The sequence below is a fragment of the Gammaproteobacteria bacterium genome, from assembly GCA_028819075.1.
Taxonomy (GTDB): domain Bacteria; phylum Gemmatimonadota; class Gemmatimonadetes; order Longimicrobiales; family Gaopeijiaceae; genus BD2-11.
This window is the reverse complement of the sequence record JAPPMM010000043.1, coordinates 280,506-302,641: the sequence shown is the minus strand read 5'-3', so window position 1 is coordinate 302,641 and position 22,136 is coordinate 280,506. Positions and strand designations below refer to the sequence as shown.

At 67.4% G+C, this 22,136-nt stretch carries 17 protein-coding genes; 4 read left to right on the top strand and 13 right to left on the bottom strand.

Annotation, left to right across the window (positions count from 1 at the left end; all coding sequences use genetic code 11):
* Positions 1 to 96: 96 nt before the first annotated feature.
* The 8 genes from OXU32_11640 to pckA form a co-directional block, all read right to left on the bottom strand.
* Positions 97 to 840, bottom strand: coding sequence for a hypothetical protein (locus OXU32_11640; protein MDE0074603.1), 744 nt, complete (start codon positions 838 to 840; stop codon positions 97 to 99).
* Positions 837 to 1,544, bottom strand: coding sequence for a hypothetical protein (locus OXU32_11635; protein MDE0074602.1), 708 nt, complete (start codon positions 1,542 to 1,544; stop codon positions 837 to 839). The genes OXU32_11640 and OXU32_11635 overlap by 4 nt, the downstream gene beginning before the upstream one ends.
* Before the next feature lie 5 nt (positions 1,545 to 1,549).
* Positions 1,550 to 2,101, bottom strand: a complete 552-nt coding sequence (locus OXU32_11630) for a flavin reductase family protein (GenBank protein ID MDE0074601.1) — start codon at positions 2,099 to 2,101, stop codon at positions 1,550 to 1,552.
* Positions 2,098 to 2,997, bottom strand: coding sequence for a ribosome small subunit-dependent GTPase A (gene rsgA, locus OXU32_11625; GenBank protein MDE0074600.1), 900 nt, complete (start codon positions 2,995 to 2,997; stop codon positions 2,098 to 2,100). Before rsgA ends, OXU32_11630 begins: the two co-directional genes overlap by 4 nt.
* 97 nt (positions 2,998 to 3,094) lie before the next feature.
* Positions 3,095 to 4,042, bottom strand: coding sequence for an RNA polymerase sigma factor RpoD/SigA (locus OXU32_11620; protein MDE0074599.1), 948 nt, complete (start codon positions 4,040 to 4,042; stop codon positions 3,095 to 3,097).
* Between the two features lie 237 nt (positions 4,043 to 4,279).
* Complete coding sequence (locus OXU32_11615) at positions 4,280 to 5,566, bottom strand: HD domain-containing protein (protein MDE0074598.1); 1,287 nt, start codon at positions 5,564 to 5,566, stop codon at positions 4,280 to 4,282.
* A 71-nt stretch (positions 5,567 to 5,637) separates the two neighbouring features.
* Complete coding sequence (locus OXU32_11610; GenBank protein ID MDE0074597.1) at positions 5,638 to 6,102, bottom strand: EVE domain-containing protein; 465 nt, start codon at positions 6,100 to 6,102, stop codon at positions 5,638 to 5,640.
* Positions 6,103 to 6,178: 76 nt separating this feature from the next.
* Positions 6,179 to 7,795 carry a phosphoenolpyruvate carboxykinase (ATP) gene (pckA, locus tag OXU32_11605; protein ID MDE0074596.1) on the bottom strand — a complete coding sequence of 539 codons (1,617 nt, stop codon included), beginning with the start codon at positions 7,793 to 7,795 and terminating at the stop codon, positions 6,179 to 6,181.
* 276 nt (positions 7,796 to 8,071) lie between these two features.
* Here pckA and OXU32_11600 point away from each other — a divergent pair, with 276 nt between their 5' ends.
* From OXU32_11600 to OXU32_11585, 4 genes are all read left to right on the top strand, one after another.
* Positions 8,072 to 9,928, top strand: a complete 1,857-nt coding sequence (locus OXU32_11600) for a BamA/TamA family outer membrane protein (protein ID MDE0074595.1) — start codon at positions 8,072 to 8,074, stop codon at positions 9,926 to 9,928.
* Positions 9,929 to 9,936: 8 nt separating this feature from the next.
* On the top strand, positions 9,937 to 10,182 hold the full coding sequence (locus OXU32_11595) for a hypothetical protein (GenBank protein MDE0074594.1): 246 nt from the start codon (positions 9,937 to 9,939) through the stop codon (positions 10,180 to 10,182).
* Between the two features lie 42 nt (positions 10,183 to 10,224).
* Positions 10,225 to 10,521 (top strand): peroxidase, encoded by a 297-nt coding sequence (locus OXU32_11590; GenBank protein MDE0074593.1) that lies wholly within the window; start codon positions 10,225 to 10,227, stop codon positions 10,519 to 10,521.
* Between the two features lie 220 nt (positions 10,522 to 10,741).
* On the top strand, positions 10,742 to 15,079 hold the full coding sequence (locus tag OXU32_11585; protein ID MDE0074592.1) for an Ig-like domain-containing protein: 4,338 nt from the start codon (positions 10,742 to 10,744) through the stop codon (positions 15,077 to 15,079).
* Positions 15,080 to 15,231: 152 nt separating this feature from the next.
* Here the strand turns inward: OXU32_11585 and OXU32_11580 are convergent, their stop codons facing one another.
* Genes OXU32_11580 through OXU32_11560 form a run of 5 tightly spaced genes read right to left on the bottom strand, consistent with a single transcriptional unit; the run spans position 15,232 to position 22,031 of the window.
* Positions 15,232 to 16,767, bottom strand: coding sequence for an amidase (locus tag OXU32_11580; GenBank protein ID MDE0074591.1), 1,536 nt, complete (start codon positions 16,765 to 16,767; stop codon positions 15,232 to 15,234).
* Positions 16,764 to 16,970 carry a hypothetical protein gene (locus tag OXU32_11575; GenBank protein ID MDE0074590.1) on the bottom strand — a complete coding sequence of 69 codons (207 nt, stop codon included), beginning with the start codon at positions 16,968 to 16,970 and terminating at the stop codon, positions 16,764 to 16,766. The genes OXU32_11580 and OXU32_11575 overlap by 4 nt, the downstream gene beginning before the upstream one ends.
* A 21-nt stretch (positions 16,971 to 16,991) precedes the next feature.
* Complete coding sequence (locus OXU32_11570; GenBank protein ID MDE0074589.1) at positions 16,992 to 19,244, bottom strand: DUF5916 domain-containing protein; 2,253 nt, start codon at positions 19,242 to 19,244, stop codon at positions 16,992 to 16,994.
* Complete coding sequence (locus OXU32_11565; GenBank protein ID MDE0074588.1) at positions 19,241 to 20,845, bottom strand: D-aminoacylase; 1,605 nt, start codon at positions 20,843 to 20,845, stop codon at positions 19,241 to 19,243. Before OXU32_11565 ends, OXU32_11570 begins: the two co-directional genes overlap by 4 nt.
* Complete coding sequence (locus OXU32_11560) at positions 20,838 to 22,031, bottom strand: hypothetical protein (protein MDE0074587.1); 1,194 nt, start codon at positions 22,029 to 22,031, stop codon at positions 20,838 to 20,840. The genes OXU32_11565 and OXU32_11560 overlap by 8 nt, the downstream gene beginning before the upstream one ends.
* Positions 22,032 to 22,136: the final 105 nt, after the last annotated feature.

Below are 22,136 nucleotides of genomic sequence, written 5' to 3'. Positions count from 1 at the left end.
AATCGGACTTAGTCCGGACTCCGAAACTCACCGACTCCCCGGAACTCACTGGCCTCCGGAACCCACCGACTCCTGGAGCTCACTGACCCCCGGAACTCATTGCGGCTCCAACGTCGCGCTCACCCCGCCCATCATCCGTGCCACGCCCTCGGCCGACACTTCCGTGATCTCGACGCGCTCGGTCAGCTCGACCGTGTATTCGCCGGCGGTGGCCACGGAGAGAGTGCCCTCGGCGCGCAGGACGGCCTGCTGTCCGCCCGCGGCATCGCGCACATCCTCGTAGTCTCCTTCCAGAGCGAGCCGGAGGGTGTCCGCAGGCAGGACCCGGCTGTCGATCCACACCATGCGGTCCGTGAAGTTCGCCGTGCCGCGCCACGCCATGTCCTCGCCCCGGCTGTAGTTGGTGACCACGATCGCCCTGAAGTTGATTCCCTGCTGCAGGGCGATCTCCAGGAGTCCGTTGGCGGTTTCCTGCGTGCTCTGCATGTCGCCCGGGAGCTCGCCCGGCGGGAGAAACTGGTAGCCCGTGACCAGCGCGCGCAGGGCGACATCCACCAGGGGGTTCGGGGTATCCGACCCGTCGCCCGGCTCCAGCACCAGCGAACGGGTCAGTTCCCGGACATCGTCCCCGGGGATGGTCCACGTGGAATCGATGGCGGCGCCCTCGAACACCATGCTGTCCGCGCTGATTGCCCGCACCTCCAGCGTGCGCACGTTCAGGCGTCCGCCGCCGCCCTGGGGAGCGCATGCCGCCATGGCGACCGTCGCAAGAAGGGCATAGGCCGCCGGGCGCGTGTTGCCGGTCCATCTTCCGTGTCTGTTGTCCCTGGTCTCTGTCATGACTCCGCGTTTCCCGCTGGTTCGAGTGGTGAAGGTCGGTCCTCGAATAGGGCCGCGCCCGCCGCATCTTCTTCCCCGGCCGCCGCGTCAGGATCCACTCCGTCTCTCTCCCGGTAGGCCCGGTCCGCCGCGCGCGTCACGGCGGAACCGACCAGCAGGGCCGCGCCCGACACCGCGGCCATGCAAAGCAGCACCAGTACCGGGGGCGCAAGGCGGGGAACGAGAAGGAGTCCGTAGATCAGGAATCCGGTCGCGGCGCCCAGCAGCGCGGGCCCTCCCCCGGCCACGGTTCCCCCCTCCGCATCGCGGCTGCCCGCCCGGCACACCAGCCCGAGCACCGATCCCGCCATGTACAGCGGAAGCGCCGCCAGCAGGGCGAGCGCGGCCGCCTGTCCGCCCGGCACGTCCGACAGGCCGCCGAGGTAGCCCCACAGCGAGGTGAGGATGCCGGCGAGCCCCAGCGACACCAGCGTGAGGTGCAGGTGTCGTCGCAGGTGCCGGGAGATCTCATCGGCAGGCACGCGGGTGGCGAAGAGCAGCCCCGCCCCGGCCGCGGCGGCCTCGGTGGTGAGGACGACGGTGGTCGCCCGCAGCAGTCCGGCTCCCTCGTAGAGGATCAGCCCGGCGGCCATCTCGGCCATGACGCCCATCACGCCGCCGATCAGAAACGCCGCCAGATGCGTCCGGCGGACCGTCGTGCCCATGCCCATCATCGCCCGTACTCGCTTCGGAAGAACACCAGCGGATCGCCTTCTCCGGCCCCGCACCCCAGCACTTCACCCACCACGATGGAGTGGTCGCCCGCGGGATGCACGGCCCGGACCCGGCAGTCCAGCCAAGCGAGCGCGTCCGGCAGCACCGGGCTCCCCGACGAGCTGTCGCGAAACTCGACTCCGGCGAACCGCTCGCGGTGCGTTCCGCGCGCGAAGCGATGCGCCATCTCCTCTTGGTGGCTCGCCAGCACGCTGACCGCGAACGCTCCCGAGGCGATGACGGGGTCGTGCGAGTTGCCGCGCCGGTCGAGACACACGAGGACCAGGGGCGGGTTCAGTGAAACCGAACTGACTGCGTTGACCGTCAGCCCGTGCACGGAACCGTCGAGCCGGCAGGTGACCAGCGCCACGCCGGTCACCAGGCGGCTCATCACGTCCCGAAACCGGTTCTCGTCTACCATCGCGTCCACCCCGCAGGCGGTCGCCGCCGTCCGCGGCGCCACTCGTCCGGCTGCCCATGCCAACGCTCCCCGCTCCGGCGCATTCAATCGGCCTCCTCAAGGAGTGCCTGGTAGTGCGCGTAGCGGCTCTGTGCGATCTCGCCCGAACGGACGCTCTCGTGAACGGCGCAGTCGGGCTCGTGCACATGGCTGCATCCGCGGAATCGGCAGCCGTCCCCGAGCGCCCCGATCTCCGGGAAACATCGGTCAAGTCGTGTCGCCGGAACACCCCACAGGCCGACGTCCCCGAACCCCGGGGTGTCCGCGACCAGGGTGCCGTCCGAGAGCCGCAGCAGGCGGCTGGTCACCGTGGTGTGCCGGCCGGTACCGGTCTTGCGGCTGAGTTCGCCGATGCGCAGGCCCAGCGTGGGGTCGAGCCGGTTCAGGAGGCTGGACTTGCCCGTCCCCGAGGGACCCACCAGAGCGCAGATGCCGCGCACGGCAACCGAGCGCAGCCGATCGAGACCGAGGTCCGATTCGGCGCTGGTGAGGACGACTTCGTAGCCGATCCGGCGATAGAGGTCGCGCACCGGCTCCGAGGCGGCGCGAGCTCCCGGCAGATCCTGCTTGTTGATCACCAGCGTGCAGGAAAGCGCGTTGGCCTCGCATACGGCGAGGATGCGGTCCAGGTAGCCCAGGCTGATATCCGGGTCGCGGGCGGACATCACCACGACGACCCGCTCGAGGTTGGCGGCCATCACCTTCGCGGTCCGCCCGTACGACCCCCGGCGCAGGAAGGCGGTCGTGCGCGGGAGCACCTCCTCGACGGTGGCGTCGCCGCCGTCCAGGGCCACCCTGACGCGATCGCCGATGACCACGCGGCCCCCCTTCCAGGGCTTGGCCTTGAGGCGTCCGCGGAGATGGGAGTCGACCGAGGTGCCGTCGTCGAGCTCGACGCGATAGACGCCGCCCACCGCCTCGTGAACCTGTCCGATGGGGGTCACCGGCGCGCCATGCGCTGAACCCGGACGGGTGGGGCGGAGGACCGGGACCCCCGGCGGTGGGGGGGGATGGGTGCGAGGCAGCGCCTCACCCCGGACGTCACGCGGCGAAGGATTCCAGCGCGGATCCCTTCTCGCCGTCCCGCAGGCGGCGCAGCGCCCGATCGCGCAACTGGCGGATGCGCTCGCGCGTGACCCCCAGCATGTTGCCGATCTCCTCCAGCGTGTGCTCCCGCTCGCCCTGCAGCCCGAAATAGAGGCGCAGCACCTTGGCGTCGCGGGCCTCGAGCGTGGTGAGCGCCACGTTGACCGACTCGGCCAGCAACCGGGCTTCCACCCCCAGTTCGGGCTCGGTGGCCTCTTCCGTCAGAAACCGCTCCACGAGCTGCGAATCCTCGCTGTCGCCGATGGGCGCATCGAGACGGATTTCGGCCGCGTTCAGAGTCTGGAGCGACTCGATGAGTTCGGGCGTGAGCCGGGTGGCCTTGGAAAGCTCCTCGGGGGAGGGCTCGCGGCCGCGCTCCTGCCGCAGACGCTCCTTCTCGCGGAAGATGCGCGCGAGGTCGGAGGCGCGATTCAGGGGAACGCGCACCGAGCGGCCCTGGTTGGCCAGGGAGGCCAGGATGGCCTGACGAATCCACCACACCGCGTAGCTGATGAACTTGACGCCCTGCTCGGGATCGAACTTCCGGGCCGCCGTCACCAGGCCGACGTTGCCCTCCTGGATCAGGTCCGTAAGCGATACCCCCCGATTCTGGTACTTCTTGGCCACGCTGATGACGAACCGCAGGTTGGCGCGCGCCAGTTCCTGCACCGCCTCCTCGTCGCCGAGCTGAGCCCGGGCTCCCAGTTCCTTCTCCTGGTCCGGGGTGATCAGCTCGTGCCGGCTGACGTCGCGCAGGTACTGGTCGAGCGCACTCTGCTCCTCTACTCCGGTGTCGAAACCGACGAGCAGGCTGGTCGAGCGCTTCTTGGGCCGACGAACCGCCTTCTTTCGACGAACCACTTTCTTTCGACGAACCACCTTCTTTCGCAGCGTGGCGGGCATTCTGAAAAGATCTCCTTATCGGCTCCGGCGGCCGTTGGCGCGCTGGAATCGCGTTTTGTATCGGCCCCGCATACCCGCGCGCGAGGCGTAGGATCCGCAGCCCTGAATGATAATAAGATTCCCGGAATTGTCCAGAACTCCGAATTGACGTGCCACGCATCCTAAACCCCACCGTCAACCGGGTTCCTTACGCCTGGAAGGCCGGGGCGGTTACATGAGCCCCACCGGTTGGTCTGCTCACGCTTCGGTTATCAGACCGATGACCTCGTCGGGCGCGAGAGACCTCTTCTCGAAGGTGAAGACGCGCAGCACCCGGGAGGTGCGGTAGAGCTCGCGGGCCACCCTGGGAAGGTCGATGACGCCGGGGATGCCGGCCTTGCCGAGCCGCTCGGCGCGCCCGCTGCGCCGGCGCACCAAGAGGTCGAGCTGGAACATGGCGGGCTTGCAGGGGAAGTCGATCACGACCTCGCCGGGCTCCAGGGAGAGCCCCTCCGCGAGCTGGTCCTCGAGTCGGCGGCGTTCGGGGCCCGGGGCCTCGATCCAGGGCGGCAGGCTCCGGTCGCCCAGGTCGGCCGCGGTGAGCTCGGCGGCGCGCTTGGGGAGACGCCGCCCCCTCAGGGCCGGGAGCCAGCGGCGGCGGATGCGGTCGGCGACGGGTCCGCCGCGGGTCTCTGCGCGGCGGCCGATCAGGTGCAGGAGTTCGTCGTCCGTCGGGCCGGCCAGCTCGCGCCCCTCGACCAGCCCCGCGGCCACCGCGTCGTTGACGATGCGCGCGCAGAGCACCGTGCCCGCGCGCACCGCGTGGTGCCAGTACACGTTGCGGAACATCTGGTACTTGGCGAACAGCAGGGATTCCAGCGCGCTGACCGCCTTCTCGCCCACCCCCACCTCGTACGCGCCGCTCTCCGGATCCTGGAGAATGACCAGTCCCTGCAGGAGGCGCTCGACGTCGACCTCGCCGTAGGGAACCCCGCAGGAGCGTGCGTCGCGCTTGAGGTAGTCCAGCTTGTCCATGTCGAGGCTGCCGTGCACCAGGCCTCTCAGCGGAGCGGTGCTCTCTCCGCGGATGAGTGCGCCGATCTCGGCGCCGGCCCCGGGTCCCAGGCCGGCCAGCGCCTCCCGCACATCGGGCGACTCCAGAAACTGCCCCGCTACCGCCTCGTGGTCGCCCGGATGATCGTCACCGCGCAGGTCGTCGAGCGCGTGCGAGAAGGGGTAGTGACCGATGTCGTGCAGGAGTCCCGCGTACGGCACCAGCCCGGCGCCTCTCCACACGCGGTCGGGGAGGGATTCCCGCTTCCTCAGGCTCCGCAGGGCGGTGCTCACCAGGTGGTACACGCCGAGCGCGTGGGCGAAGCGGGTGTGCGTGGCGCCCGGGTAGACCAAGTGGGCGAGACCGAGCTGGCGAATATAGCGCAGCCGCTGGAAGGCGGGGGCGTCCGTGATGCGGGTGGCGGTCGCGTCCAGCCGGATGGAACCCCAGATCGGGTCGCGAATCAGGGTGGGCGCGTTCCGGGGAGACATGCGGGGAGTTTACCGTCGCGCGCGCGGGCGGAGCAATGGCGCAATGGGACGCCGGGGCCGGCGGATGGCGGTCAGCCTCCGCCGCGGCCCATCGCCCGGATGATCTCGAACTCCTCCTCGCGCACCGGCTGGACCGAAAGGCGCGAGTTCTTCACCAGCACCATCTCGCTCAGGGCCGACACCTGGCGGATGTCCTTCAGCGACACGACCTCGGGGAACTTCTCCACGAACTCCACGTCGACCATGTACCAGCGGGGTTTGGCCGGGTCAGACTTGGGGTCGTAGTAATGCTCATTGGGGTCGAAGGCGAAGTGATCCGGATAGGCTTCCTTGCACACGCGCGCCAGCCCCGCGACGCCCGGCGGCTTGGCCATGCTGTGGTAGAAGAGCACCTCGTCGCCCACGCTCATCGCCTGCATGTTGTTGCGGGCCCCGTAGTTGCGGACGCCTTCCCACCAGGTGTAGCCGTCCCGCTCCAGGTCGTCGATGGAGTAGACGCCCGGTTCGGTCTTCATCAGCCAGTGTTTCTTCGCCATTTCGGCTCCCTGTCCCGACGGAGGGCCGGGCCGGTTTCTCGGATTCGGGCGCGAACTCGGCCCGCGGTGCTCGACGTTACTTCGGTCCCGCCACCCGCACCTCTTCCGGAGCGGCGTCGGCGAAGCGCGAGAAGTTCTCCCGGAACATGGACGCCAGACGGCCGGCGGCGCGGTCGTAGGCCTCCGGGTCGGCCCAGGTGGAGCGCGGGGTCAGAACCCGCGCGGGCACGCCCTCGACCTCTCGCGGCACCGCGAGTCCGAAGACCGGATCGGTGCGCGTCGGCACCCCGTCCAGCGACCCGTCGAGCGCCGCGCGGATCATCGCGCGCGTGTGCGGAAGATCCATGCGCCTGCCGGTGCCGAACCCGCCGCCCGTCCAGCCGGTGTTCACTAGCCACACCCGCGAGCCGTGGCGGCGCAGCTTCTCGCCCAGGATGCGGGCGTAGACGCTCGGGTGCATCGGCAGGAAGGGCGCGCCGAAGCAGGCGCTGAAGGTCGCGCGCGGGTCGGTCACGCCCCGCTCCGTCCCCGCCACCTTCGCCGTGTACCCCGACAGGAAGTGGTACATCGCCTGCTCGGGAGTCAGGCGCGCGATCGGCGGAAGCACGCCGAAAGCGTCGGCCGTGAGGAAGAAGATGTTGTTCGGGTGGCCGCCCCGGCCATCCGGCACCGCCCCGGGGATGTAGTGGATGGGATAGGAGGCGCGCGTGTTCTCGGTGAGGGTGTCGTCGTCGAGGTCCAGCTCGCGCGTGTCCTGGTCGAAGATCACGTTCTCGAGGATGGTCCCGAACATGCGCGTGGTGCGGTAGATCTCGGGCTCGTTCTCCGGGGAGAGCCGGATCACCTTCGCGTAGCATCCGCCCTCGAAGTTGAAGATGCCGTCGTCGCTCCAGCCGTGCTCGTCGTCGCCGATCAGGCGGCGCGCATGGTCCGCGGAAAGCGTGGTCTTGCCGGTTCCGGAGAGCCCGAAGAAGAGCGCGGTGTCGCCGTCCTCGCCGATGTTGGCCGAGCAGTGCATGGGAAGCGCGCCCTTCCCGGGCAGGAAGAAGTTCATCGACGAGAAAATGGACTTCTTGATCTCGCCCGCGTAGCGCGTGCCGGCCACGAGCACGGTCCGCTCGGCCAGATTCACGACCACCGCGGTGCCGCTGCGGGTGCCGTGGCGCGCCGGATCGGCCTGGAGCAGGGGCGCGTGCAGCACGACGAAGTCGGGACGGATGGCGGCCAGTTCGGCGGCGGACGGCCGCAGGAACATGTTGTACACGAAGAGCGTGTGCCAGGCGCTCGGGCTGACCACGCGAACCGAGATGCGATGCGCCGGATCGGCTCCGCAGTGGGCATCGCGCACGAAGAGTTCGCGCGGGTCCAGGTATTCGATGATGTCGGCCCTGAGCGCCCGGTAGTGCGCTTCGCTCATGGGGCGGTTGATCGATCCCCAGTCGATCTGGTCGGCCGTGGAGGGCTCCTCGACGGTGAAGCGGTCGTCGGGGGAGCGGCCCGTGTGCGGGACGGTGACCGCGGCGAAGGGACCCATGTTCACGAGATGCCCTTCGCCCCTGGCGAGGGCGGCCTCGTAGAGCTGCGCGGGCGAGAGGTTCCAGTGGATGTTCCCCGCGGGGGTGAGACCGTGGGCGTCGAGTTCGACGGCGGTGCGCGAGGGGGCTGGAGACATGTCGAGGGCTGGCAGGGTCATGAGATCCGGGGAACTCCGGGCTGGATGAAAGAGTCAGCGGCCCAAAACACGAGCCTCCGCGGGCCTCTCGAATCACGACGGCGCGCGGAGGAGTCAACGGTTCCAATCTTATTCGCGAGAACGGGCGAGGGTCAACGGGGGTGCCGCCGGCCGGGAACATCGCGCTCGCGCGGGCGTTAGCACTTGAGGCTGGTGTTCGGACGGATGAGCTTTCGGGTCCGTCTCCGACTGGTCCCGGATCAAACTTCCCTCCGAGCGCATTCTCTGCACGGTCCCTTGCCTGATCTCTCTGTTGCCAGCCTCCGCTGCCTGGCGTCCGCGGGTGTCCTTCTAACGGGAGTTCTCGGGGCGGCAAGTCCGGCGCGCGCCCAGCTGCCCGGTGAAGATGTCGCCTGCGAGGCGGGACCGGTCTCGCGCATCATCATCGAAAGCCGGCCCATCTTCGACCCTGGGCCTCCGTCGCAGCCGCGCATCCTGCGCTGGACGCGCGGGCTCGCGAACTTCATGCACGTCGACACGCGGGAAGGGTTCATCGCCGGCGAGCTGCTGTTCGGCGAAGGGGACTGCCCGGACCCGTTTCTCTTCGAGGAGTCCGAGAGGATCCTGCGCGAACTCGGCTTCATCGCTACCGCGGACATCGTCGCCGAGCCCCAGCCCGACGGCACCCGCCACGTGCGGGTGACGACGCGCGACGAGTGGACCACCAAGATCCAGATCGACGTGACCGTCGACGACGGGTTGCAGTTCGAGGGCGCGAGCGTGGTGGAGGAGAACTTCCTGGGCTCGGGCAACCTGATCGGCGCCTTCTATCAGGAGCGCAAGGAGCGGCGCGACTTAGGGCTTACCCTGCACTCCACGCGCCTCGCCGGCACGCGGCTGGACGGGCGCCTCAACGTGGGCCGCACGCGCTCGGGCGGCTTCACGGACGCGATGCTGGTGTACCCCTTCGTTGGAGAAGTGGGGCGATTCGCGGGACGTCTGCGCTTCCATCGTCGTGAGTCGCTCTTTCCGTACGTGCTCGACCCCTCGCTGGACTACAGCTATGCCCTCCTGCCGGTGTTCGGGGAGCGCATCGAAGCCACCCAGGCGTATCGGTTCGGAGAGCCGGGCGATCTGACGCTGCTCGGTTTCGGCGTCACGCACGAGACCTTGCGCTTCGACGAGTATCCCGACTCCGTGTCGCTCGTCCGGGGCCTGGACTTCGGCAACCTGCTCGACGACGAACCGGGCATCGGCTCGCGTCTGGCGGGCCAGACCCGAGGGCACGATCTCACCCGCTTCAACCTGCTACTCGCCAGGCGAAAGGTGCGTTTCGAGACCCGGACCGGACTGGACGCGGTGAGCGGGGAGCAGAGCGTTCCGCAGGGCTTCGACCTGTCCCTGACGCTGGGGCCGCGACTGCCGCTGGGACGGGGGCTGTCGACGGAGGAGGCGTCGTCGCCCGCGTCGCAGGCCGATCTCGCGAGCGACTTCATGGGCCGCGTCTCTTTCTTCGGGGGTGTAGGATCGGCATCGGCGCTGCTGCTGGTGAATGCCGAGACGGAAGCCCGCCGCGTGAGGTTCGAGGACGAGGCGGAGGGACGCTGGAGGGACATCCTCTCGGAGGCCGACCTGCTTGCCTACTGGCAGCCCGGCGTGGGCTTCGCCCGGACGCTGGTCGCGCGGGTCTCCGCCGCCGGCGGCTGGAACACCATCTCCCCGTTCCAGCTCACCCTCGGAGGCCGGGAGGTGGTGCGGGGATACAAGGAAGAGGACTTTCCCGCGGGCCGGCGGGTGGTGGCTTCGCTGGAGAACCGCGTCGATCTGGGTTGGCCCGCCCCCTCGTCCATGGACCTGGGGCTCACCTTCTTCGCGGATACCGGCCGGGCCTGGGCGGGCGATGTGCCGTTCGGCATGGACACCGGCTGGAAGTCCTCGGTCGGCGCCGGGCTGCGCCTGGGATTTCCAGCGGGGAGCGTCCGGGCGACGCGCATCGATCTGGCCTGGCCGGTTGGCGCGGACTCGGGGCGCGGGCCCATGTTCCGCGCGAGCACCGGCGACTTCATCGGCCTGGTGCGCGGATTCGCCGATACGCAGATGGTGCGAAGCCGGCGCTCGGGCGTGAATCCCAACTTCGAAGGGGTTTCGAGGTAGTCCTGTCCATGTCCAACATCAGAGAGATATCCGAATCCGAGGCTACCGGCCTCCTGCGCAAGCTCTACGGCGAAGCGCGGGACCGGGCGGGCCGGATCTGGAACATCGTGCGGGTGATGAGCCTGAACCCCAGGGTCATGCAGACCACCATGCAGTTCTACCGCACGCTCATGTTCGGGTCTTCGCCCCTGAACCGATGGCGCCGCGAGATGCTCGCGGTGATCACCTCGAAGGTGAACGGCTGCTTCTACTGAGAGCAGGCGCACGCGCATGATCTCCGGGAAGAGATCGAGGAGTTGTTCGAGAGCGATGAAGAGCGGGACGCCTTCGTGCACGCGATCGTGCGCGACTGGCGCGAGGCGGGGTTGTCCGAGGCGGACGAGGCGCTGTGCGACTATGCCGAGAAGCTGACGTTGCGGCAGGCGGAAGTGGGAGCGGGCGATCTGGAGGTGTTGCGCGGCCATGGCTTCGACGACCGGGCGATCCACGATGCCACCCAGGTGATCGGGTACTTCAACTACATCACCCGGGTGGCGGACGGGCTGGGGGTGGAGCCGGAGACGTTCGTGCGGCCGTGGGGGCGACGCAGCTGAAGCAGCGGCACCGAGCCGTCGCGGAGGCGGCCGGCTAAACCCTCGTGCTCGCTCGCTCTGGTCGCTCCGCTCTCTCCGCGGGGCGGTCCTCACAGTGTGACATTTTCGATGTCCATTGACACCTGTATTTTCATCTGGCTTCCCTGGCTCGACTGCCGCATCCTGAAGACGCACACCGCAGACAAGCTGGAATACGAAACCAGGGACGCTTGCCTTGTCCATGTCAGAGACCGCTTGCCACCTTGCCAAGCGCCGGGGTCAGAGCAAGCCGGACTCCGCCCTCACGTCACGCAGCCTCCTCTCTTCCCTGGCGGCGTTGCTGCTCGCCTGCGGGGACGACGGACCGACGGCAACGCCCGTTCCGGCCTCAGTCGAGATCACACCCTCGCCGGTGACCCTGGCTGCGCTGGGCGAGACAGTTCAGCTGACGGCTACCGTGCTCGACCAGAGCGAGCAGCCCATGCATGGCCTTGCCCTTGTGTGGTCGACTGTCGCCGAGTCGGTGGTGACGGTGAGTGCTGCCGGCCTGGTGACGGCGATCAGCAACGGATACGCGACGGTCAAGGCGACCGTCCAGGATGGTGGTCCCTCGGGAAACGCAGCGGTCACCGTCGCCCAGCAGGCGCAGGACATCCAGTTGTCCCGCATCGAAGGGGCGTTCCGGGCGCTGGGGGACACCCTGCGGTTGTCTGCCACTGCCAGGGATTCCAACGGGAACCCGATCCCCGCCGTCCACCCTATCTGGTCTTCGTCCGACACCTCCGTGGTGACCGTGGATGGCAGTGGACTGGTGACAGCCGCCGGGAATGGACGTGCCAGCGTGCGGGCGACGTCCGGTGCGGGCCACGCCAGCGCTGGGTTTGCCGTGGAGCAGGAAGTCGTGGCTGTGCAGGTCACGCCGGCTGCCGATACGCTGCGGGCGCTCGGGGATACACTTCAACTGTCGGCGGAACTGGTGGACGCGAACGGCCATCCCGTCGTGGACTCCATGGGAGACTTAACGTGGTCCTCCGACGACCCGAACGTAGCGACGGTGGACGAGACCGGGCTCGTTACGGCGATCTCCTCGGGATCGGTGGAGGTAAGGGCGGAACTCGCAGGTGGCACCCTTGCGGGGGCCGCCAGGATGGTGGTCATCGCTGTAGACGACCGAGCCGTTCTGGCTGCGCTCTACCATGCGGCCGGCGGGCCGAACTGGAACACAAGCCGGAACTGGCTCACCGATGCGCCGCTGGGATCCTGGCATGGTGTTACCACCAACGCGCAGGGACAAGTCACGCGATTGCGCCTGCAGTACAACAATCTGAGAGGCTCGATCCCGGTCGAATTGGGATATCTCCCCAAGCTGACAATACTGGAACTCCAGTGGAACGAACTGGCGGGATCCATTCCCCCCGAACTCGGTCGGCTCACGAACCTCACGCATGTGGACGTGAACACGAACCGTCTCGAGGGTTCCATTCCAACTGAGCTTGCCAACCTTACAAGCCTGACCTACCTGCGGTTGTCCTCGAACTACCTGGAGGGCTCGATTCCGCCGGAATTGGGAAACCTGACGAACCTCACGGGTCTGTTCCTTCACCGCAACGGCAACCTGACCGGCTCGATTCCGGGCGAACTCGGAGCCCTGGTTAACCTCTCGAATCTTTGGCTTGGCGGGAACAAGCTGACCGGTCACATCCCCTCCGAACTGGGGCGCCTCTCCCAACTGGATACACTGTACCTCAGTGAGAACCAGCTTACCGGTGAGATACCTCCCGAACTTGGCGGTCTCGATGATCTGAAGTTGCTTCTTCTCAGCGAGAATCAATTGACGGGTCCAATTCCACCTGAACTTGGCAAGCTCACCGGTCTCACTCGACTGATCCTGTTCAACAACGAACTGACCGGCTCAATCCCTGCCGAACTTGGCGACCTCGAGAGTCTCTTGGAACTCAACTTCTTCGGGAACCAACTGACCGGTTCCATCCCTGCCGAACTCGGCAAGCTGGCAACCCTCGAAAAGCTGGTGCTCAACCTTAACAGCCTCACCGGCCCCATTCCCTCGGAGCTTGCACGCCTGGGCCGTCTGAGACGGCTGCTCCTGGGAAGAAACGAACTGACGGGTCCAATTCCCCCTGAACTCGGAAACATGGCCAACCTCGATCGGCTGTTCCTCAACGGCAACCAGCTGACCGGTTCCATCCCGCCGAAACTGGGAAATCTCGTCCGGCTATCAACACTGAGCCTGGGTCACAACAGCCTGTCGGGATCGGTCCCTGCCGAGCTCGGCAACCTGCGAAACCTCACGTCCTTGTATCTGCAAGCGAACGAACTCGTGGGACCGCTGCCCCGCGAACTTGCCAATCTCTCACAGCTCAGGACCTTTCGATGGTATGACACGGCGCTTTGCGCTCCGACCTATCCGGCTTTCCAGACCTGGCTCGGCAATATCCCCTACTATCATCATGGGCCGGACTGCTTCACGGATCCACGTGACGCGCTGATCGCGCTCTACAACGCGACCGGTGGCGAGGACTGGACCAACAACACCAACTGGGCAACAGACCTGCCCGTATCCAACTGGTACGGGACGACCGTGGACGGCGAAGGCCGCCTCACCGCGCTCGAGCTTGGCAATAATGGACTATCAGGGTCCCTGCCCGCCGAGGTGGCGGAGTTGGTAGATCTGCAACGGCTTGAACTTCAGGCCAACCAGTTGACCGGGAGCATTCCCGCCGACCTCGGTCACTTGGCCTCGCTGCGGTCGCTCGATGTTTCCCGCAACAGGTTCCGGAATTCGATACCAGCGGGAATCGGTGACCTCACCGAGTTGCGGCGGCTCGACCTTCGCCAGAATCAGTTCGTCGGCAGGGTGCCGGACGAGTTAGGCCGGTTGATCCATCTGCAAGAGCTCTCTCTCGGCAATAACCAGAAGACGGGCTCGCTCCCGATGTCGCTCGTGGCTCTGAATGGGCTCGCCGACTTCCAGTGGGATGACAGTGGTCTGTGTGCGCCGGAAGGAGAGAGATTCCAGGCATGGCTACGGTCGATCACACACCATGTGGGAGGAGAGAATTGCTCGTCGCCCCTGCTGGTTACGTTGGCCGCCACACATCTGACCCAAGCCGCTCAGAATCTCGACGGCGATGTGCCCCTGATCGCTGGCCGTCCCGCCTTGCTCCGGGTCTTCGTCACTGCGCACCGCGAGAGCGGGCTCCGGCCTGATGCCCGTGCGACTTTCTTCGCCAACGGACAAGAAGTGCATCGGGTTGAGATGAGCATGGTATCGGGGCTGGGGATTCCCGAAGCTGCGGACCCCGGCAATCTGGATCGATCCTACCACGCGACTGTACCCGCAGCCGTGCTGGCACCGGAAGTGGAGATGGTGGTTGAAATCGATCCGGACAGCAGCCTGTCACGGGCAGCCGGGAGCCGGATGCGCCTACCGGAACAGGGACGAATGGGACTCGACGTGAGGCGGGTGCCTCGTATGAAGCTGACGGTGGTGCCCATCGTCGTGAGAGATAAGCCAGACAACACCGCTAGAGCCTGGGCTTCGTCGTTGGGACGCAACCACGACGCGATTCGGCTCCTGACCAATGTTCTTCCGGTCACCGAAGTGGATGTCGCGGTACGCGAGACCTATGTCACGGATGTCGACCCGACCTCGCTCAGAGCCTGGACCGATTTGTTGCAGGACATCACGCTGTTGAGGCTCACGGACGAGGCGGACGGGTACTACTACGGGGCTGTAACTCGTCCCGGGGGCGCTGGCATCACCGGGCTCGCCTACGTTTCGAGCCCTGCCGCCGTCGGTGTGCCGGAGGCCGATCCCATGGTGCACGAATTGGGTCACAGCATGAGCCTGCGTCACGCTCCGTGCGGTCTGTTGTTCGACCCCGACCCCAACTATCCGTATCCCAGTGGCGAGATCGGTGTGTGGGGATACGATTTCCGGTCGAACCGCTTGGTGCCTCCCAACACTGCCGACCTGATGGGCTACTGCGACCCGGCCTGGATCAGTGACTATCATTTTGCGAAGGCGCTTGACCACCGACTGTCGGCGGAAGAGGAGACCACATCAAGTGCAGCGAACGACGGCAGCACGGTTCTCCTGCTTTGGGGCAGTGTAAGTTCGGAGGGCGAACTGCGTCTCGATCCGGCGTTTGTGCTTGACGCGGCGGCGAGACTGCCAACCAGCCGCGGCCCCTATCGACTTGAGGGTATCGCCGCCAATGGTGCCCCCGAATTCGCACTGGACTTTGCACTCGATAAAACGGGCGAGGGCGGAGGGGGGTTCGTCTTCACAATTCCGTTCGAAGATGAATGGCTGGCGTCGCTCGAACGCATCGTGCTGTCCGGGCCGGAGGGGAGGACGGAATTGACGGCAGCCGGCAACCGCGCCATGGCACTCGTGCTGGACCGAGAAACCGGTCAGCTGCGTTCGGTGCTTCGGGGAGAAGACGCAAGTGCCGCCGCAGCTTCCGCATCCATTCAGGCCGTGGGTCCGCGCCGCGTCGAACGCGGCACCCGGACGCTGGTAAGCTATGGCTTGCCAGGGAGGATGCCAGATTGAAGGTGTGGCACGGCCCCATTTCGGCCTAGTGCGACAGGCTGGCAACTGACCCGCAGGGAACCAACCTGACATAATGGCAGACCGATGGCCCTGAAGGGGCGCGAGGCCGCCGCGGGAGATCCGGCGCCGCCTGCCTGCCCGCACGGACCTTCCTACAACGCCGGCCGCGCCCTGTGGTGCCCGGTCGCCTGCTGAAACGCGTCCGCGACGATGAGGGCAATCTCATCTCGCCCGGGAGCGGCCGCCACCTGCATCGACAGCGGCATTCCCTCCACCTCGGAGAAGCCGGTGGGGATGGCGACGGCCGGGGCCCCCGACAGGTTCCACATATTGGTCTTGCTCCCGGTCGACTCCCGGGGACGCGGGGGATCCTCACCCTCGACCAGTCCGGCGATGTCGTCCGCCGGGTGAATGAGCACGTCGCATTCATCGAAGACGGTGAGGAACCGGTCGCGCCAGTGCCGGCGCACCCGCTGAGCCTGTACGTAGGCGTGCCCCGGCATCAGCACGCCCGAAGCGACCCGCGAACGGTAGGCCTCGGACATGTTGTCGGGCTGGGTCAGCAGGTTGTGCCGCTGATACGCTCCCACCTCCGCGCTTCGGATGATCAGGTAGAACGAACTCAGGCTGGTGAGTCCGGGGAAGAGCACGTTGGTGCGCACGGTTCGGACCGTGGCCCCCAATGATCTCATGACCTCAACCGCCTCCCCGAAGGCACCCAGTTGCTCGTCGTTGGGCACGCCCATGAGGAAGTCGTCTTCGGCGGGGACGCCCACCACCACCCGCTCGAGAGGGTTGGGCCGGGGCTCCCAATAGAGCGCCTCGGCGGTCCGGTAGCGGGCCACCTTGCGGGTGTGCGGGTCCAGCGGGTCTTCGCCACCCACCGCGTCCAGCACCAGCGCCGCGTCCCGGGCGCTGTGCACCATCGGGCCGGGGTGGTCCATGGACCACGCGAGAGGGAGGACCCCGTGCAGGCTGATGGCTCCATAGGTGGGCTTGAGCCCTGTGATGCCGCAGTTGGCGGCCGGACCGCGGATTGAACCGCCGGTGCAGGTGCCCATTCCCACCATGAACTGGGACGCCGCGACACCCGTCGCGGAGCCCGTGCTGGATCCGCCGGCAACTCGATCGAAGTCCCAGGGGTTTTTCGCGGGCCATTGGTTCGCAGTGGCCAGTTCGGCGGTGCCCACCTTGCCCACGATGACGGCTCCCGCCGCCTTGAGCCTTGCCACGGAGGTCGCGTCGAAGGAGGGGGTGAAGCCCCTGTAGAGACCGGAGTTCCCTTCGGTGACCTTGCCCTCCGTCAGGTAGATGTCCTTCAGCCCCACGGTGATTCCGTGCAGAGGTCCGAGGTAGCGCCCCGCGGCGATCTCGTCCTCGGCGGCTGCCGCCTGTGCCATGATCTCGTCGGCCGCGTACTGGTTCACGAAGGTCTCGATCCGCGGCTCGGTTGCCGCGATGCGTTCGAGGGTCACCTCGGCCAACTCGACGGGAGATACGATTCGCCGGCGGATCAGATCGGCCGCCTGCCACACCTCCAGGTCGTAGAGCGGGACGTCCTGCGGTTCGACCGGCGGGATGGTCCAGCGCGGCTGCCGCGACATGGGCACCCACGGCGCGGCGGCGGCCGCGGCCGCGCCCTTCACGAAGCTTCGGCGCGTGAGTGCCGTCCCACCGCCAGCGCTCATGGCAGCCACTCCGGCACGTGCTTCGTGACCGGAGGAGGCGTCTCCTGCTGCGGCATCCCAGCTAGGATCGCCTCGCACTCGGCGAGCCCGTTCAGCACGTCGGCAAAGACGGTGGTGGGCAGTTGGTTCTCGGCGAGCCCGACGACTTCGGCGAGTCGGCGTGCGTGTTCGAGCGCGGTTTCGTTCGTGTACGGAGTCTGCATGGGTCCTCCCTGGTGACGGCTTCAGAAGGCCATCAGATACGTCAGCTTCACCACGCCCGTGCGACGCTGCCAGCGGGGCGCGCGTGGGTCGAGCAGGTCGCCCGTCAGGTAGCCGGTGTCGATGACCACGAAGAGGTCGCTGCCGGGGGTGTGGATCCAGTCGATGCGGATGTTGGCCTGCAGTTCGCGGGAGTGATTGTCCCACTGCACCAGCGCGTTGGCGAAGAGCTTGCGGCTCACCGCGCCCTGGATGTTTGCGCTCACCAGGTGGGTCGAGAAATCCCCGTCGTCGACCGGTAGCGAGACGCCGTTCCACGCATACCTCCCGCCGATGGTCAGGTGCGGGCCGGTGATCCACGTGGCGCCGCCCCCGATCTCGGTGCGCGTGCCGGACCAGAAGTCGCCGATCGATCCCGCCAGCGCCCCGGAGAAGGTGCGGCTGTCGTTGGTGCGCATGTGCATGGTCAGACGGCGGAAACTGTAGTCGCCCGCAGCCAGAACCCGTCGGCTGATGCGCGCCGGCAACTCCAGCCTCTCGAAGCGCTCGCTGAAGGAGATGTTGGCGACTTCGCCGGTCTGGAAGTTGAGCCCCGCGCTGGCGCGGAGTTGATGCGTCTGCTTGGCGCCGTCGCGGCCCTGGATGCGGTGCCCGCTCACCTCCAGCGTCAGCTGGCGCGCCCAGGCACTGGACTCGAAGCGGGGGGTGACCCCGGCGCGGCCCTGCCACCGGTCCTGGTCGGTGCGGGGCACGAAGCCCAGCGCCGGCTGGAAGCCATCGTCGATGATCAGCCGGGAAACACCCGCCACGTACAGGTCGTTCTGGAGGACCAGTTCGGCGGAGGCGGCGGTTGCGCTGCCCGCCTCCCGGGGATCCGGTGATCCTGCCGACACCGCGCCTCCGGTTGATCCGGAGGCTCTCGTCACGGATGGAGCAAAGTCCGGATTCCAGACCCGCGCCGCCCACACGTTGAAGGCGCTGCTGCTCCAGAAGCGACTGGAGAAGTCGAGCCCGGCCGACCGGTCCCAGCCGTTCTCGTGGTCCAGGCTGCTGATGATCCCGCCCAGCGTCGTGCGCGGCCGCAGATCCGTCCGCAGCCGCACCACCGAGTTCCACGCAGCCGGCAGATTGAGCGCATCATCCGAGTATCCGCGCGTGCGCAGCGCCAGCGCGCCGATGGACAACGGTCCCGCCTGGCCCGTAAGCCTCCCCCCTCCCGCGATGTCGCCCCGGAGCCCGACCCGCCGGCTGAAGAAGACCTCGGTCTGCCGCGGCGTCCCGAACTGGAAGAGTCCGGCCCGCTCCAGGAAGAACTCGCGCTTCTCGGGATAGAAAAGGTCGAAGCGGGTGAGGTTGATCTGGACGTTGTCCGACTCCACCTGCGCGAAATCGGTGTTCCAGGTGAGGTCGAAGGTGAGGTTCGAGGTCAGCGCGTACTTGACGTCGACGCCCACGTCGGTCTGCCCCTCGAAGCTCGCATCCCCCGCCATGCGCTGCGTCCCGGCGGTCGCGAACGGCTTCACCTCGGCGTAGCGCCCGCGCCTGAGGCCGCTGAGCCCGTCGAGGGTGGCGTAGCGCGACACCTGCGAGATGCCCGAGCGGTACTCCTGGCCGATGTGCGGCCAGAACACGCTCTCGTTCTTGCGACGGATGGAGCGCATGAAGGCGATGCCCATGGTGGGCTCGTCCACGTCCGGGAAACGGATGGTGGTGAAGGGGATCTCGAGTTCGAGCACCCAGCCGTCCTCGGTCACGCGCGTCTCGCTGGTGAAGACCCCGTCCCAGTTCCAGTCGTCCAGGGTCATGCTCTCGTCGGAGATGAGGGCGTCGTCCTGCGTCCCCAGCGCGCCGACCTCGAAGATGTAGGCGTTGCGGCGGTCGTGATACGTGTCCAGCGCGACGATGACGCGGTCGTCCTTGTCGATGCGGCCGCCCCGGTGGAGGATGCTGCGCCGGATGAGCGAGGGCTCGGAGTCGTGGAAGACGAAGCCGAAGTAGAGGGCGTTGGCGTCGTAGCCGATGCGCACCTCGGTGGGCTCGCTGCCGGGTGCGCCGTCGACCGGGTCACGCTGGCGGAAGTCGGTAACCGGCTCGATGGTGGCCCAGAACGGTTCGTCGAGCACCCCGTCGATGGTGGGTGGACGGGGCACGGGGGTCGCGGTCGCGCGCATCTCCGGCACCGGGGTCTGGCCGGCGGCGGGTACGGAGGCCGGCAGGGCGGCCAGCACCGGGAGGCAAACGGCCCGGGAGAGGCCCCCGAGCCTGCGCCAATTCATCGTGCGGAACCCTCGCGCGGCTCATGCACCGGCCCGCGGATCCAGTGTCCCGGCTTCGCGCCCGTGATCTCTCCGTCCAGGACGACCGGCACGCCGTTCACGAGCAGATCGTCGATGCCCTCGCTGTACTGGTGGGGGTCGGTGTAGGTGGCCCGGTCTGTCACCGTTGCCGGGTCGAACACGGCGATGTCCGCGCGCATTCCCTCGGCGATCACGCCCATGTCGTTCCGGTTCAGCCACTGCGCCGGCATCGACGTCATCTTCTTCACCGCTTCCTCGAGCGAAATCACGGCCAGCTCGCGCACGTAGCGCGCCAGCACCCGCGGAAAGGCCCCGTAGCTGCGTGGATGCGGATAGCCGACCCCGAACTCCACGGCGTCTCCATCCGTCTCGATCATCGCCAGGGGATGCTGCAGGATGCGGATGACGTCGCCTTCGTCCATCGCGTGATAGATGGCGCTGAACCCGCCCCCAAGCTGCAGGTCGATGGCCAGGTCGATGCCGGTCTCGAGGTCGTTGGGGAGGCCCCGGTCCGCCGCGTAGTCGGCCAGCGTCCGTCCGTTGTAGCTCTCGTCCGCGGGCAGTACCCGGAACTGGATGCGGGAGATATCGTTCCCCACGCGGTCGGTTGTGAAGATGGCGCGCATCTCCTCTTCCATGCGCGCGCGAGTCCCGGAATCGGCCACGCGCTCGGCGAAGGCGTCGGGCCCTCCCGCGAGCGCCCACTGCGGGAAGAGGATGACGGACCCGGTGCTCGAGGCCGCATACGGATAGAGATCGTGGGTGACCGTGAGCCCGGCGGCGTTGGCCGAGTCGATCATCGCCAGGCTGTGCTCGCTCCACCCCCACTGCGCCGCACCGGCCGCCTTGTGGTGGTTGATCTGCGCCGGGATGTCCGCCTCGTCGGCGATTCGAATGACCTCCGCGACCGATTCCAGCAGCCCGCTGGCCTCGTTGCGCATGTGGCTCACGTAGATGCCGCCGTGCCGGGAGGCCACCTTTGCGAGCTCGATCACCTCCTCGGTCTCGGCGAAGTTGGCCGGCACGTAGAGAAGCCCGGTCGAGAGCCCGAGTGCGCCCTGCCGCATGCTCTGGTCGACGAGCGCCTTCATCTGCTCGAGTTCGTCCGCGGTCGGGGCCCGGTTCTCGAGCCCGAGCACCTGCTTGCGGGTCCAGGTGTGCCCGGCGAAGAAGCCCACGTTGGGCGCCATCTCCAGGTTCGATGCGAACTCGTCCAGCGGCCACGGCTGATCGCCCGAGTGCAGGGAGGCCATGATGGTCGTGATTCCCTGGCGCACGAAGTTCTCCACCAGGGGATACTCGGCGATGGTCTGCTGGATGTGCGCGTGGTTGTCGATGAAGCCCGGCGTCACGGTCCGGCCCGAGGCGTCGATGACCAGGTCCGCGGCCCCGGGATCGAGGGGCTCGCTCGAGACCGCGGCGATGAGCCCGTCGCGCACCCCCACGTCGGCCGCAAACCCCGGGCTCCCGGTCCCGTCGACGACGATACCCCCGGTGATGAGGACGTCGAAGTTCGCGCCCGCGTCCGGAGCGCACGCCGCGACGAAAAGCGCGGCCAGCGCGAGGAAGTGCCTATTCACCCCCGCTCCGCGGCCACAGAGCCCCCTGGTGCTCCGCGGTCACCGGCCCGGTACCCATGAAGACGAACTTCTGCAGCCGCTTCCCCTCGTAGGTCTCGGTGGTGTAGAGGTTGCCCTGCGAGTCGGTGGCGACGCTGTGCACGCCGTAGAACTGTCCGGGCTGGCGGCCGCCGCCGCCGAAGCTGGTGAGCACGTCGAGGCTCTCCCGGTCCAGCACGTGGACCACCTTGTTCATCCCGTCGGCCACGTACAGGAACCGCTGCCCGGGATCGCGCGAGAAGGTGATGTCCCACACCGATCCCCCACCGAGAGTTGCGTTGGCGATGAAGGCTTCGCGCACGAAGGTGCCGTCGCTCTGGAAGACCTGGATGCGGTTGCCGGCGCGGTCGCAGACGTAGACCAGCCCGTCCGCTGAGGGGTCGGCGCAGTGCACCGGCGTGCGGAACTGCTGCTGTGGCGGGCCGTCGGGCGTATGCGAGGGTACCAGCTCGTCGCTGGGCTCGTTGCCGTAGGCGCCCCAGTAGCGCTTGAACTCGCCGGTGTTGGAGTCGAGGACCACCACCCGGCGGTTGCCGTAGCCGTCGGCGACGAAGGCCTCGTCGGTCATCCCGTCGAAGGAAATCTTCGCCACCTTCGAGAAGTGCTCCGTGGAGTTGCTGTTGGGCTGAGCCTCAGCCACCCCCACCTGCATCAGGAACTCGCCGTCGCGGGAGAACTTGAGCAACTGGGCGTCGAACTCGCCGTTGCCTCCGATCCAGATGTTGTCGTGGTGGTCCACGCTGAGGCCGTGGTTCGAGGTGGGCCAGTCGTAGCCCTCGCCGGGGCCGCCCCAGGAGTTGACCAGGTTTCCTTCGGGATCGAACTCGAGCACGTTGGGCGCGGGCACGCAGCATTCACTGGTGGGCGGGTCCAGGGTGGCTCCGATCTCGTTGACCTCGCTGAAGGTGGTCTGGCGGTGGATGATGAAGACGTGGTCGCGCGAATCGACCCCCACGCCGATGGTCGAGCCCAGGATCCAGTGGTTGGGCAGCGGCTTGGGCCAGAGCGGATCCACCTCGAAGATGGGCGCCTCGCCCGACATGTCGGGTGCCTGGCTGGCCGACTCGATGGTACAGGCGGAGAGTGCCACGGTGCCAGCGGCGACGACGCAGATGAGCGCGTAGGAAAGGGTGTGTGGGTGGTTCATGGCGTGACTCCTTCGGTACGATGCTTGCAGCGTGGTCCCCCATCCAGCGGCGGACCATGATGAGCCTGAGCGGCGAACGCGTGACCGGGAATCGTGTAGGAGAAC

What these genes read in the sequence shown, in the direction of transcription:
- OXU32_11640 (MDE0074603.1), bottom strand. Translation starts at nt 840, where the DNA reads ATGACAGAGACCAGGGACAACAGACACGGAAGATGGACCGGCAACACG.
- OXU32_11635 (MDE0074602.1), bottom strand. Translation starts at nt 1,544, where the DNA reads ATGGGCACGACGGTCCGCCGGACGCATCTGGCGGCGTTTCTGATCGGC.
- OXU32_11620 (MDE0074599.1), bottom strand. Translation starts at nt 4,042, where the DNA reads ATGCCCGCCACGCTGCGAAAGAAGGTGGTTCGTCGAAAGAAAGTGGTT.
- OXU32_11615 (MDE0074598.1), bottom strand. Translation starts at nt 5,566, where the DNA reads ATGTCTCCCCGGAACGCGCCCACCCTGATTCGCGACCCGATCTGGGGT.
- OXU32_11610 (MDE0074597.1), bottom strand. Translation starts at nt 6,102, where the DNA reads ATGGCGAAGAAACACTGGCTGATGAAGACCGAACCGGGCGTCTACTCC.
- pckA (MDE0074596.1), bottom strand. Translation starts at nt 7,795, where the DNA reads ATGACCCTGCCAGCCCTCGACATGTCTCCAGCCCCCTCGCGCACCGCC.
- OXU32_11595 (MDE0074594.1), top strand. Translation starts at nt 9,937, where the DNA reads ATGTCCAACATCAGAGAGATATCCGAATCCGAGGCTACCGGCCTCCTG.
- OXU32_11585 (MDE0074592.1), top strand. Translation starts at nt 10,742, where the DNA reads ATGTCAGAGACCGCTTGCCACCTTGCCAAGCGCCGGGGTCAGAGCAAG.
- OXU32_11580 (MDE0074591.1), bottom strand. Translation starts at nt 16,767, where the DNA reads ATGAGCGCTGGCGGTGGGACGGCACTCACGCGCCGAAGCTTCGTGAAG.
- OXU32_11575 (MDE0074590.1), bottom strand. Translation starts at nt 16,970, where the DNA reads ATGCAGACTCCGTACACGAACGAAACCGCGCTCGAACACGCACGCCGA.
- OXU32_11570 (MDE0074589.1), bottom strand. Translation starts at nt 19,244, where the DNA reads ATGAATTGGCGCAGGCTCGGGGGCCTCTCCCGGGCCGTTTGCCTCCCG.
- OXU32_11560 (MDE0074587.1), bottom strand. Translation starts at nt 22,031, where the DNA reads ATGAACCACCCACACACCCTTTCCTACGCGCTCATCTGCGTCGTCGCC.